The organism is Streptomyces sp. NPDC059740, from assembly GCF_042733155.1.
Lineage (GTDB): Bacteria > Actinomycetota > Actinomycetes > Streptomycetales > Streptomycetaceae > Streptomyces.
Window position 1 is genome coordinate 1 of the sequence record NZ_JBHWGP010000072.1, and the last position, 14,763, is coordinate 14,763.

The following is a 14,763-nucleotide window of genomic DNA, read 5'->3' on the forward strand; positions in this document are numbered from 1 at the left end:
GTGGCGGGTGGGTCGGTGGATTGGCGGTCGGTGTTGTCGGGGCGGTCGGTGGAGTTGCCGACGTATCCCTTCCAGCACACCCGCTACTGGCCCGACACCACCCCCGTCCGCACCGCCCAGGTCAACGACCCCGACCTGCAATGGCGTTACCGGGCGAGCTGGAACCCGGTCACCCAACCCCCCGCCCCCGCCCAGCTGTCCGGCACCTGGCTGCTGGTCGGCACCACCACCGCCTCCGCCCCGGCGGCCGCCGCCCTCGCCGACCACGGAGCCGAAGTCGTCCACCTCGACCCCGCCGGCATGGACCGCGCCGCACTGTCCGCCGCCCTGCCACGCACTGGCACCGGCCTCTCCGGCGTCGTCTCCCTCCTGGCGTTCGACGAGACACCCGACCCCGCGCACCCGGACCTCCCACGCGGCACTGCCCGCACCCTGACCCTGGTCCAGGCCCTCGGTGACGCCGGGATCGACGCCCCGCTGTGGCTGCTGACCCGCGGCGCCGTGGCCACCGGCCCCGCCGAACCCGTCCCGCATCCGGCGCAGGCCCAGACCTGGGGCCTGGGTCGCGTCGCCTGCCTGGAGCACCCCGAGCGCTGGGGCGGACTCGTCGACCTGCCCACGACCTGGGACGAGCGGACCGGCTCCCGACTCGCGGCCGTCCTCGCCGGCATCGGCACCGAGGGCCGGGGCCACGGCGCGGGCCACGAGGACCAGGTGGCCGTACGCCCCTCCGGCGTCGCCGCCCGCCGCCTGGAACGGGCCGCCGCCTCAGCCCCCGTCGCGCCGTGGACCCCGCGCGGCACCGTCCTGATCACCGGCGGCACCGGCGCCCTGGCCGGGCACGTCGCCCGCTGGCTCACCGACCGCGGCGCCCCCCACCTGGTCCTTGCCGGCCGCACCGGCCCGACCGCCCCCGGCACCGCCACGCTCGTCGCCGAACTGGCCGCCCGGGGCACCACCGTCGACGTCGTCGCCTGCGACATCGCCCGCCGTGCGGAGACCGCCGCCCTCCTCGCAGCCCACGACGACCTCTCCGCCGTCCTGCACACCGCGGGCGTCGGCCAGTCCTCCGCCCTCGCCGACACCACCCTCGCCGACCAGGCCGCAGTCGTCCGGGCCAAGGCCCTCGGCGCCCGCTGGCTGGACGAACTCACCGCCGACCGCGACCTCGACGCATTCGTGCTGTTCTCCTCCATCGCCGCCACCTGGGGCAGCGCCGGCCAGTCCGGCTACGCCGCCGCCAACGCCCACGCCGACGCGGTGTGCGACGCCCGCCGCGCCCGCGGGCTGGCAGCCACCAGCATCGCCTGGGGCCTGTGGGACGGCGACGGCCTCGGCGCCGGCGCGGACGGCACCCAGGTGCAACGCCGCGGCGTGCGGCCCATGGACCCCGCCGTCGCAGTGAACGCCCTGGCCCGGGCCGTCGACGCGGGCGAGGGGGTGCTCACCGTCGCCGACATCGACTGGGACGTCTTCGCCCCCACCTTCACCCTGCGCCGACCGAGCCCGCTACTCGACGGCCTGCCCGACGCCGTCACCGCCCTCACCGAGGACCCGGCCGGCACGCCCGCCCCTCAGGAACCCACGGACAACGCGCTCGCCACCAGGCTGGCCGGAGCCGCCCGCGCCGACCAGGAAGAGATGCTGGTCGACCTGGTCCGCTCCCGCACCGCCGCCGTGCTCGGCCACACCTCGGCCGCCGACGTCGACCCCGCACGCACCTTCAAGGACCTCGGTTTCGACTCGCTGACCTCGATGGAACTGCGCGACCGGCTCTCCGAGGCCACCGGTCTGCGACTGCCCGCCACCCTCGTCTTCGACCACCCCACCCCCACCGCCCTGGCGACCCTGCTGCGCAGCTCCCTCCTCGGCGAGGACGCTGCGGAGGCGGCCACCACCGCAGCGACGGACACCGGCCCGGCAACGGGCGAGGCCGCCCACGGCGAGCCGATCGCCATCGTCGGCCTCGGGCTGCGCCTGCCCGGCGGGGCCGGCACCCCCGAGCAACTGTGGGAACTGCTGTCCTCCGGCACCGACGCCATCGCCGGCTTCCCCACCGACCGCGGTTGGCGCCCGCCCGACGGGGACTACACCCGCTCCGGAGGCTTCCTCCGCGACGCCGCCGAGTTCGACCCGGCCTTCTTCGGCATCAGCCCCCGCGAGGCGCTGGCCATGGACCCGCAGCAGCGGTTGCTGCTGGAGATCTCCTGGGAGGCCCTGGAACGCGCGGGCCTCGACCCGACCACCCTGAAGGGCACGCGCACAGGGGTCTTCGCGGGCGCCGCCGCATCCGGCTACGGCACCGGCACCGCCCTGGCCACCGAGTCCGACGGCCACCTGATGACCGGTGCGTCCACCAGCGTGCTCTCCGGCCGTGTCTCCTACACGCTCGGGCTGGAGGGCCCGGCCGTGACCGTGGACACCGCCTGTTCCTCGGCGCTGGTGGCACTGCACCTGGCCGTGCGGTCGCTGCGCGGCGGGGAGTGCGACCTGGCACTGGCCGGCGGCGTCACGGTGATGTCCAGCCCCGACGTCTTCGCCGAGTTCGCCCGTCAGCGGGTGCTCGCCGCGGACGGCCGGTGCAAGGCGTTCTCCGCCCGGGCCGACGGCACGGCCTGGGCCGAGGGCGCCGGTGTCGTCGCCGTCGAGCGCCTGGCCGACGCACACCGGCACGGCCACCGGGTGCTGGCGGTGATCCGCGGCACCGCGGCCAACCAGGACGGCGCCTCGAACGGACTGACCGCCCCGAGCGGCCCGTCCCAGCAGCGCGTGATCCGTGCGGCACTCGCCGACGCAAGGCTGTCGGCCGCCGACGTCGACGCGGTGGAGGCACACGGCACGGGCACCGAGCTCGGCGACCCGATCGAGGCGCAGGCGCTGCTGGCCACCTACGGCCGGGAACGCCCGGGCGACCGCCCGCTGTGGCTGGGCTCGATCAAGTCCAACATCGGCCACAGCCAGCAGGCGGCGGGCATCGCCGGCGTCATCAAGATGGTGCTCGCCCTGCAGCACGACCGACTCCCTCGCACCCTGCACGCCGAGGACCCCTCGCCGCACGTCGACTGGAGCACCGGCAGCGTCCGCCTCCTCCAGGAACCCGTCGCCTGGCCGCCGGACGACGGCCGCCCCCGACGCGCCGGCGTGTCCGCGTTCGGCATCAGCGGCACCAACGTGCACGTCGTCCTGGAGGAAGCCCCGACGGCCCCCGCGGCCCAACCCCAGCGCCTGCTGCCCGCGGTACTGCCGGCGACCGACACCGTGCCGTGGGTCCTCTCGGGCTACGACGCGACGAGCCTGGCAGCACAGTCGGGCCGACTGCGCGAACACGCACTGGCCCATCCCGCACTGCAGCCGGCCGACGTGGCCTGGTCACTGGTGACGACACGCACCACCTTCGAGCATCGTGCGGTGGTACTCGGCGCCGGACGCGAGCCTCTGACGGCCGGCTTGGCGGCGGTGGCGACGGGTCAGCCCGCGCCGGGTGTGGTGACCGGGACGGCTGCGGCGGGCGGTGTCGGCCGGACGGTGTTCGTCTTTCCGGGTCAGGGGAGTCAGTGGGTCGGTATGGGGCGAGAGTTGGCCCAGTCTTCGCCGGTGTTTGCGGCGCGGTTGGCGGAGTGTGGTCGGGCTCTGTCGCCGTACGTGGATTGGGAGTTGGACGATGTTCTGGCCGGGCTGCATGGTTTTGAGGCTGCGGATGTGGTGCAGCCGGCGTTGTGGGCGGTGATGGTGTCGTTGGCTGCGGTGTGGCAGGCCGCGGGGGTGCGTCCCGATGCGGTGGTGGGTCACTCGCAGGGTGAGATTGCCGCTGCGACGGTGGCCGGGATTCTGTCGCTGGAGGATGCGGCGAAGGTGGTGGCGCTGCGTAGTCGGACGTTGCGGGCGTTGGCGGGGCGTGGCGGGATGATGGCGGTGGCGCAGGACGCGGCCACCGTGCGGGAGTGGATCGCCGGTTTCGGGGACCGGCTGTCGGTTGCGGCGGTCAATGGGCCGCGGTCGACGGTGGTTTCCGGTGAGCCGGAGGCGTTGCGGGAGTTGGCCGCGGCGCATGAGGGGACGCGGACGCGGATCCTGCCGGTGGACTACGCCTCGCACAGCGCGCACGTGGACGAGCTGCGCGCCGACATCCTTACCGCCCTGGACGGCATAGCCCCACACGAGGGGCACACTCCGATGGTCTCCGCGATGAGTGGCGAGTCGATCAGTGGTCCGGAGCTGGACGCGGCTTACTGGTATGCCTCGTTGCGCGAGACGGTCGAGTTCGAGCGGGCGGTGCGCAGTCTGGGTGAGTCCGGGCACGGGGTGTTCGTGGAGGTGTCGCCGCACCCGGTGCTGACCGGTGCGATCGGTGACGCCCTGGAGGAGGCGGCCCCGGTGGTGGTGGGCACACTGCGCCGCGACGACGGCGACGCGGTCCGCCTGCTCACCTCCTTCGCCGACGCGTACGTGCACGGAGTCCACGTCGACTGGCCGGCGGTCCTGGGCCACGGCACCACCGTCGACCTGCCCACCTACGCCTTCCACCGCACCCGCTACTGGCCCGAGCCGGCCGATCAGGCGACGCCGACGGCCACCGGTGAGGAGGCCGGGTTCTGGGCCGCGGTGGAACGCGGTGACGCCGAACGCCTGGCCGGCATCCTGAACCTCGACACCGACGACGCCGAAACCGAGGTCGGCGGCCTGCTGTCCGCGCTGACCTCGTGGCGGCGCCGCGAACGCGCCGACTCCTCCGTCGCCGACTGGCGCTACCGGATCACCTGGGCCCCGATCGCGGACACCGGGACGCCCCTGTCCGGTACCTGGCTGCTGATCGGGTCGGACGAGGAGGTCGCGGCGGCACTGACGGCGGGCGGCGCCCGGATCCTCACCGTCGACGTCACGGACACCGACCTCACGGACCGGGCCTCGCTGTCCGCGGCGCTGCGCACCACCCTGGCCCGCCACACCGACCCCGCCACCCCGCCCGACCTCCGCGGCGTGGTCTCCCTGCTCGCCCTCGACGAGAGCCCCGACCCCGCCTACCCCGCCGTGCCGCGCGGACTGTCCGCGACCCTCGCCCTCGTCCAGGCGCTCGGCGACGCGGACCTCGACGCCCCGATGTGGGCCCTCACCCGCGGCGCCGTCACCACCGGCCCCGACGACCCGGCACCGTCCGGCACCGTGCAGGCACAGACCTGGGCGCTGGGCCGGGTGGTCGCCCTGGAGCACCCCGACAGGTGGGGTGGACTGGTCGACCTGCCGCCGACCCTCGACGCACGCGACGCGGCGCGGCTGACGGCCGTCCTCTCCGGCGGCGGCGCACCGCACGAGGACCAGGTGGCGCTGCGCCCGACCGGAGCGTTCGCCCGCCGCCTGGTCCGCGCCCCTGACGTCGAGCGCGGCGGCACCTGGACGCCGCGGGGCACCGTGCTCGTCACCGGCGGCACGGGGGCGGTGGGCGGCCACGTCGGGCGCTGGTCGGCCGGCCGGGCCGCCGCACGCACCGTGCTGACCAGCCGCACCGGTCCCACCGCAGCAGGCGCCGTGGTTCTCGCGGCCGAACTGGCCGCTGTCGGGACCGCAGTGGACATCCACGCGTGTGACATCACCGACCGCAAGGCCGTGGCCGCCCTGCTCCACCGCATCGACGCCACCGGTCCGGCACTCTCCTCCGTCGTGCACGCCGCCGGGGTCGGCCGGGGTGGCTCCGTCGACGCCACCACCACCGCCGACCTGGCGGAGGTGGCCGCTGCCAAGGCCCTCGGCGCACGCTGGCTCGACGAGCTGACCGCCGACCGCGAGCTGGACGCCTTCGTGCTCTTCTCCTCCGGAGCAGCGGCCTGGGGCAGCAGCCTCCAACCCGGCTACGCCGCGGCCAATGCCCGACTCGACGCGCTGGCGGACAGGCGCCGCGCCCTCGGCCGCCCGGCAACGGCTGTGGCTTGGGGCCTCTGGGGCGGCGGGGGCATGGGAGAGGGCGAGGCGGGCGAACAACTGAGTCGCTACGGCCTGCGGGCGATGGACCCGGAGCGGGCCGTCCGTGCCCTGGGCCAGGCCCTCGACGCCGACCTCGGCGCCCTCGTCGTCGCGGACATCGACTGGGACGTCTTCGCCCCCGCGTTCACCCTGCGTCGCCCCAGCCCGCTGCTGTCCACGCTGCCCGAGGCGGGACGAGCCCTGGCAGCGGCTGCGGCAGCAGCGGACGCCGCCGCAACCGCGGGCACCGGCACCGGCGGCGGCTGGACCGAACGACTGGCCGGCCGGCCCCGAGCCGAACAACGACGCCTGCTGATCGAGCTGGTCCGCAGCGAGGCCGCCGCAACCCTCGGCCACACCTCCCCCACCGGGCTCCCACCGGGCCGCGCCTTCCGCAAACTCGGCTTCGACTCGGTCATGGCAGTCGACCTGCGCAACCGGCTCTCGGCCGCCACCGGGCTCCGGCTGTCGGCCACCCTCGTCTTCGACCACCCGAACCCGAACGCGCTCGCCGACCACCTCCGCGCGGAACTCGTCGGCGACGACGGTGACGCGCAGCAGACCGACCCGGTGCTGTCCGGACTGGACCAGCTGGAGACCGCCCTCGCGGACGTCCCCGGCGGCAGCGCCTCCCGCAAGGACATCACCGCACGACTGCGCGCCGTACTGGCGCACTGGCTCGGGGACGGCACAACGGACCGGAGCACCGAGCAGCAGCAGGAGGCCGTGGCCGGACGGCTGGACGACGCCTCCGCCGTCGAGGTCCTGGACTTCATCAACAAGGAATTGGGGCTGTCGTGATGACCAGTGGTGCGCACGCCGAGCACAGCGCGCAGGCCGCCGGCGAGGCTCAGGTCGACGACCGGCAACTGCTCGGCACCATGAAGAAGCTGGCCACCGACCTCTACCGGACGCGTGAACGGGTCAGGCAGCTCGAAGCGGGCGAGCGCGAACCGATCGCGGTGGTGGGGATGGGGTGTCGTTATGCGGGTGGTGTGACGGGGCCCGAGCGTTTCTGGGAGCTGCTCACCGCAGGGGTCGATGCGGTTTCGGCCTTTCCGACCGATCGTGGCTGGGAGGAGTTCGAGCGGGCGTTCGGTGGCGAGGAGGCGGTGTCGGGTCGGGCGTACGTGCGTGAGGGTGCGTTCGTGTACGACGCGGCGGAGTTCGATGCGGGTTTCTTCGGGATTTCGCCGCGTGAGGCCTTGGCGATGGATCCGCAGCAGCGTCTGCTGCTGGAGGTCGTCTGGGAGGCCGTCGAACGCGCCGGGCTCGATCCGCTGTCCCTCCACGGCTCGGACACGGGCGTCTTCGTCGGCGCCACCAGCTCCGGCTACGGCACCGGAGCACCGGGCTCCGAACGCAGCTCCGAGGGCTACATGATGACGGGCAGCCTGACGGCCGTCCTCTCCGGCCGGGTCTCCTACGTCCTGGGACTGGAGGGCCCGGCGGTGACGGTCGACACCGCCTGCTCCTCCTCACTCGTGGCGCTGCACCAGGCGGTGCAGGCCCTGCGCTCCGGCGAATGCTCCATGGCACTCGCCGGCGGCGTGGGGGTACTGGTCACCCCCGACGCCTTCCTGGAGTTCTCCCAGCAGGGCGGCATGGCTGCCGACGGCCGCAGCAAGGCGTTCTCGGCGGAGGCCGACGGTATCGGCTGGGGTGAGGGTGCGGGTGTGCTGGTGCTGGAGCGGCTGTCGGACGCCCGGCGCAACGGCCACCGTGTGCTGGCCGTGGTGCGGGGCAGTGCCGTGAACCAGGACGGTGCCTCCAACGGCCTGACCGCCCCCAACGGGCCCTCGCAGCGACGCGTGATTCGAGCGGCGTTGGTCAACGCGGGCCTGGTGCCGGCGGATGTGGACGCGGTGGAGGCGCACGGTACGGGTACGGCGCTGGGCGACCCGATTGAGGCGCAGGCGCTGTTGGCCACCTATGGCCAGGAGCGGCCCGCCGATCGGCCGTTGTGGCTGGGTTCGTTGAAGTCGAACATCGGCCATACGGGGTGTGCGGCGGGTGTGGCGGGTGTGATCAAGATGGTGTTGGCGCTGCGGCATGGTGTGTTGCCGCGGACGTTGCATGCGCAGGAGCCGTCGCCGCATGTGGACTGGTCGGCGGGGAACGTCGCGCTGCTCCAGCAGCCGGTGGAGTGGCCGGCTGGGGGGCGTCTGCGGCGGGCGGGGGTGTCGGCCTTCGGCGTCAGCGGCACCAACGCCCACGTCATCCTGGAGGAAGCACCCGAACCGGCAGAGTCCTCCCGGACCGAGACGCCGGCCGACGGAACGGCCGACTTCGCCGCTCCGCTCCTGGAGCCGTCCGTACCCGTCTGGGCCCTCTCGGGGCGCAGCGCGGCCGGTCTCGTGGCGCAGGCAGGAAGGCTCCGCGAGCACGTGCTGACCAGGCCAGAGCTGACGCCCGGCGATGTGGCGTGGTCACTGGCAACGACCCGTTCGGCCTTCGAGCACCGAGCCGTGGTGTGGGGCACCGACCGGACGGAGTTGACCGCCGGACTCACGGCTGTGGCCACCGGCCAACCCGCCCCCAACGTCACTTCCGCGGAGGTCGCCCCCGACGGGCTGGGCCACACGGTGTTCGTCTTCCCGGGTCAGGGGAGTCAGTGGGTCGGTATGGGCCGGGAGTTGGCCCAGTCGTCGCCGGTGTTTGCGGCGCGGTTGGCTGAGTGTGGTAGGGCTCTGTCGCCGCACGTGGATTGGGAGTTGGACGATGTCCTGGCCGGGCTGCATGGCTTTGAGGCTGCGGATGTGGTGCAGCCGGCGTTGTGGGCGGTGATGGTGTCGTTGGCGGCGGTGTGGCAGGCCGCGGGGGTTGGTCCCGATGCGGTGGTGGGTCATTCGCAGGGTGAGATCGCTGCTGCGACGGTGGCCGGGATTCTGTCGCTGGAGGACGGGGCGCGGGTGGTGGCGCTGCGCAGTCGGACGCTTCGGGCGTTGGCGGGTCGTGGCGGGATGATGTCGGTGGGCGAGTCGGTGGATGCGGTGCGGGAGCGGATCGCTGGTTTTGGAGAGCGGTTGGCGGTTGCGGCGGTCAACGGGCCACGGGCCACCGTGGTTTCCGGTGAACCGGAGGCGCTGCGTGAACTGGCCGCCTCCTGCCCGGATTCGGTGCGCACCCGGATGGTCCCGGTGGACTACGCCTCCCACAGTGCGCACGTGGACGAGCTGCGCGCCGAGATCCTGACCGCCCTGGACGGCATCACCCCGGGCGTGGGCCAGATACCGATGGTCTCTGCGATGAACGGGGAGACGCTCACCGGTCCCGAACTGGTGCCGGCCTACTGGTACGCAAGCCTCCGGCAGACCGTCGAGTTCGAGCAGGCGATCCGCGTCCTCGGTCAGGAGGGCCACGGCGTCTTCATCGAGGTGTCGCCGCATCCGGTGCTGACCGGGGTGATCGGCGACACCCTGGAGGAGGCGGCGCCGGTGGTGGTGGGAACGCTACGCCGCGACGACGGCGGGGCCGGACGTCTGCTCGCCTCTCTCGCAGAGGCCTATACGCGCGGTGTTCCGGTGGCCTGGGCGGCTGTGGTGGGCCGGGGACGCCCCGTAGAGCTGCCGACCTATGCCTTCCAACACCGGCGTTACTGGCTGCAACCCGGCAGCGCGACCACGGAGGAGATATCCGACCCGGTCGACGCGGAGTTCTGGGCGGCGGTGGAGGCCGGTGATCTGGGTGGTTTGGCGGAGACGCTTGAGGTTGATGGCGGCAGTCTGGGTGCGGTGGTGCCGGCGTTGGCGGCGTGGCGGCGTCGTGGGCAGGCTGATGCGTTGGTGGCGGACTGGCGTTATCGGGTGGTGTGGCAGCCGGGGAGCGAGGGTGCGGGTGTCCTGTCGGGGACGTGGCTCTTGGTCGGTGGCGGTGACGGTGGTGGTGATGAGGCCGAGGTGATCGGGCGCTCGCTGGCTGCCAAGGGCGCCGAGGTTGTTCGGGTGGACCTGGCCGGTCTTGGGCAGGTGGCGGCTGCTGATGTGGCTGGTGTGGTGTCGCTGCTGGCGTTGGATGAGTCGTTGCTGCCGGGTGAGGCGTGGGTGCCTCGGGGGACTGCGGCGACATTCGACCTGGTGCGCGAACTCGGCCGGGCCGGTATCACGGCGCCGTTGTGGGTGGTGACCCGTGGTGCGGTGCAGACCGGTGGTGGTGAGGTGACCACCAGTCCGGTGCAGGCGCAGGTGTGGGGTTTGGGGCGTGCGGTTGGTTTGGAGCATGCGGATCGTTGGGGTGGTCTGGTCGATCTGCCGTCGGTGGTGGATGAGCGGGTGGGGGCCCGGTTGGCGGCGGTGGTGGCTGACGGTCGGGAGGACCAGGTTGCTGTGCGGCCGTCGGGTGTGCTGGTCCGGCGTCTCGTGCGGGCCGGCCGTCGTCAGGGGGGTGGTGGGTCGTGGTCGCCCAGGGGCACGGTTCTGTTGACTGGTGGTACGGGCTCCATCGGCGCCTGCGTGGCCCAGTGGCTGGCGCAACGCGAGGCAGAACGGGTGGTAATGACCAGCCGCTCGGGGCCGTCCGCTCCGGCAGTGGCGCGGCTCGCCGCCACTGTGGCGGGCGACGGAACAGCCGTGGACGTTCTCTGCTGTGACACCAGTTCGCGTGAGCAGGTCTTCGGCCTGGTTGAGCACGTTCAGCGCACGGGTCCCGCTCTGTCGACCGTGCTGCACTCGGCCAACACGCCGTACCTCTCGCGTGTGGAGGAGACGGGGGTGGAGGGCCTGGGGCTCGCGTTGGGTGCGAAGGCTGCGGGTGCCTCGTACCTGGACGAGGCGACGGCCGGGTTGGGGCTGGACGAGTTCGTGATGTTCTCGTCGATCTCGGCGACCTGGGGCAGTAACGACCACGCTGCTTACGCTGCGGGGAACTCGTATCTGGATGCGTTGGCGGAGGATCGTCGGGCGCGTGGTCTGCCGGGTACGTCGATTGCCTGGGGCGTCTGGGACACGCGGGACTGGGACGCGGTGGACGCACAGATGGACCACAGTCCCGGGCGGGTCACCCCGCATCGTCTCTTGAGGCAGGGTCTCCGTTTCCTGGACACGGAGCGGGCGCTCACGGCGCTGGGTCAGGTGCTGCAGGACGACGAGACGTTCCTCGCGGTGGCCGATGTCGAGTGGGAGAAGTTCGCGCCCGTCTTCAGTGCCGCTCGCCCCCGCCCCCTGCTGGACACCATTCCGCAGGTGGCAGCGCTGCATGAGGAGCCGGCCGGTAGCGCGGGACCGACGCATACCGAGCCGACGGGAGAGCTCGCCCGCAAGCTGGCAGGGCTGGGCCCCGACGACCGGTTGCGGGAACTGGTGGAACTGGTGCGGTCGCATGCCGCCGCCGTGCTCGGTCACCCCACGGTCGAGGACATCGCTGCGACCCGGGCGTTCCGGGAGATGGGTTTTGATTCGCTCACGGCGGTGGAGTTGCGCAACCGTCTGAATGCCGTCTCGGGTCTGCGGTTGCCGTCGACGGTGGTTTTCGACTACCCGAACCCGACGGTGTTGGCCCGGCGGATCGTCGAGGGCATGTTCGGTGCGTTGGAGGTGGCGTCGGGGGTTGCGGGCGGGCCGGCTGGTTCGGTGGTGGTGTCGGATAACCCGATCGCGATTGTGGGGATGGCGTGCCGGTATCCGGGTGGGGTGTGTAGTCCGGAGGAGTTGTGGCAGTTGCTGGCCGGTGGTGGGGATGCCATTTCCGGGTTTCCGGCTGATCGTGGGTGGGATGCGGGTGCGGTGTTTGATCCGGATCCGGATGCGCCCGGTTCGACGTATGTGGTGGAGGGGGGTTTTCTGTCGGGGGCGGCGGAGTTCGATGCGGGGTTCTTCGGGATTTCGCCGCGTGAGGCGTTGGCGATGGATCCGCAGCAGCGGTTGCTGTTGGAGATCTCCTGGGAGGCCTTGGAGCGTTCGGGTATCGACCCTGAGACGCTGCGGGGATCGGCCACCGGTGTCTTCGCAGGTGCAGCCCCTTCCGGTTACTTGAGTTCCGGGGGCGATCTGTCGGGTTCCGAAGCGCACCTGATCACGGGCAATGCCCTGAGCGTGCTGTCCGGCCGCGTCTCCTACACCCTTGGTTTGGAAGGACCGGCTGTATCCGTCGACACTGCCTGTTCCTCCTCCTTGATGGCTCTGCACTTGGCGGCGCAGGCGTTGCGGTCGGGTGAGTGTGAGTTGGCGTTGGCCGGTGGCGTCATGGTGATGGCCGATCCGGGGGAGTTTGTGGGGTTCTCGCGGTTGCGGGCGTTGTCGTCCAGTGGGCGGTGCAAGGCGTTCGGTGCCGGTGCTGACGGGATGGGTATCGGTGAGGGTGCGGGTCTGGTGGTGCTGGAGCGTTTGTCTGAGGCGCGGCGCAAGGGTCATCGGGTTTTGGCGACGTTGGCGGGTAGTGCGGTCAATCAGGATGGTGCGTCGAATGGGTTGTCGGCGCCGAATGGTCCTGCGCAGCAGCGGGTGATTCGTGCGGCTTTGGCGAGTGCGGGGTTGTCGGCTGCGGATGTGGACGTGGTGGAGGCGCACGGTACGGGTACGGAGCTGGGTGATCCGATCGAGGCGCAGGCGCTGTTGGCCACTTATGGCCAAGGTCGGGCTGGTGATCGGCCGTTGTGGTTGGGGTCGGTGAAGTCCAATATCGGGCATGCGCAGCAGGCGGCGGGTGTTGCGGGTGTCATCAAGATGGTGTTGGCGTTGCAGCATGGTGTGTTGCCGAGGACGTTGCATGTGGAGGAGCGGTCGCCGCATGTGGACTGGTCTTCGGGCAATGTGGAGTTGCTGCGGGAGTCGGTGCGGTGGCCGGCTGAGGATGGTCGGCTGCGGCGGGCCGGGGTGTCGGCGTTCGGTATCAGCGGGACCAACGTCCACGTCATCGTCGCAGAGGCGCCGGAGGCCGAGACGCCACAGGCCGACGATGGAGTAGCGGCCCCCTGTGTGAGCGAAGCCGGTGAGGTGGCCTCGCGTCCTGCGGTGCTTGCCGGCGTGGGGGTGGTGCCGTGGCGGGTGTCGGGTCGGGACGGGGCGGCCCTGGTGGAACAGGCGGGTCGGTTGCGTGAGCACGTCCTGGCGCGGCCGGAGCTGGAGCCGCGTGACGTGGCGTGGTCGCTGGCGACGACGCGTGCGGTCTTCGAGCACCGCGCGGTGGTGCTGGGCTCCACTCGCAAGGAGCTGACGGCAGGACTGGCCGCAGTGGCCACCGATCGGCCGGCGGGCAATGGGGTGACCGGATCGGTCCCACCGAGCGGTGTTGGCCGGACGGTGTTCGTCTTCCCGGGGCAGGGGAGTCAGTGGGTCGGTATGGGACGGGAGTTGGCCGAGGTGTCGCCGGTGTTTGCGGCGCGGTTGGCTGAGTGTGGTCGGGCTCTGTCGCCGTTCGTGGATTGGGAGTTGGACGATGTCCTGGCCGGGCTGCATGGTTTTGAGGCTGCGGACGTGGTGCAGCCGGCGTTGTGGGCGGTGATGGTGTCGTTGGCTGCGGTGTGGCAGGCCGCGGGGGTGCGTCCCGATGCGGTGGTGGGTCACTCGCAGGGTGAGATTGCCGCTGCGACGGTGGCCGGCATCCTGTCGCTGGAGGACGCTGCGAAGGTGGTGGCGCTGCGCAGCCGGACGCTTCGGGCGCTCGCCGGTCGTGGCGGGATGATGGCAGTGGCGCAGGACGCGGCCACCGTGCGGCAGTGGATCGCCGGTTTCGGAGACCGGCTGTCGGTTGCGGCGGTCAATGGGCCGCGGTCGACGGTGGTTTCCGGTGAGCCGGCGGCGTTGCGGGAGTTGGCCGCGGCGCATGAGGGGACGCGGACGCGGATCCTGCCGGTGGACTACGCCTCGCACAGCGCGCACGTGGACGAGCTGCGTGCCGAGATCCTGACCGCCCTGGACGGCATAGCCCCACATGAGGGGCACACTCCGATGGTCTCGGCGATGAGTGGCGAGTCGATCAGCGGTCCGGAGCTGGACGCGGCTTACTGGTATGCCTCGTTGCGCGAGACGGTCGAGTTCGAGCGGGCGGTGCGCAGTCTGGGTGAGTCCGGGCACGGGGTGTTCGTGGAGGTGTCGCCGCACCCGGTGCTGACCGGCGCGATCGGCGACGCCCTGGAGGAAGCGGCCCCGGTGGTGGTGGGCACACTGCGCCGCGACGACGGTGGCGCCGACCGACTGCTGACCTCGCTGGCCGAGGGCTACGTGCGGGGTGTCCCCGTGGACTGGGCCACCGTCATCGGGAACGGTGACACTGTCGAACTCCCGACGTACGCCTTCCAGCGCCGGCGCTACTGGCCGCAGGTGGTGGACGACGTGTCGGGCGCCGGTGAAGCGGGCGAAAAAACGTTCGCAGACGCGGAGTTCTGGGCGGCGGTGGAGGACGGCGACGTGAGCGGGCTCGCCCGCACTCTCGGCTGTGAGGACGAGAGCCTCGGTGACGTGCTCCCGGTGCTCGCTGACTACCGTCGGCGGGCCCAGGAGGAGTCCGCGCTGGCGGATTGGCGTTATCGGGTGGATTGGGTGCGGGTGGGGTTGTCGGGTGGGGTTGGGGTGTCGGGTCGGTGGGTGGTGGTTGCTGGGGATGTGGCTGGGGTGGATGCGGTGTGGGTGGCGGGGGCTTTGTCTGGGGGTGGTGGTGAGGTGGCGGTGGTGGATGTTGAGGGTTTGGGTGGGGTGGATTTTGAGGGTGTGTGTGGGGTGGTGTCGTTGTTGGCTTTGGGTGGTGGGTTGTTGGAGGGGTCTTCGGTGGTGGGTGGGGGTTTGGCGGGGACGTTGGGGTTGGTGCAGGTGTTGGGTGGGTTGGGGGTGGAGGTGCCGTTGTGGGTGTTGACGCGTGGTGCGGTGGATGTGGGTG

General features: G+C 72.0%; 2 protein-coding genes. Both read left to right on the top strand.

Features of this window, described 5'->3' with window-relative positions:
• Positions 1-48: 48 nt before the first annotated feature.
• Entirely contained in the window at positions 49-6,756 is a 6,708-nt protein-coding gene (locus tag ACFV3R_RS33910) for a type I polyketide synthase (RefSeq protein ID WP_385591227.1), read from the top strand.
• Positions 6,753-14,763, top strand: an 8,011-nt coding sequence (locus ACFV3R_RS33915; RefSeq protein ID WP_385591229.1) for a type I polyketide synthase, incomplete at its 3' end; no start/stop codon positions are given. The genes ACFV3R_RS33910 and ACFV3R_RS33915, both read left to right, overlap by 4 nt.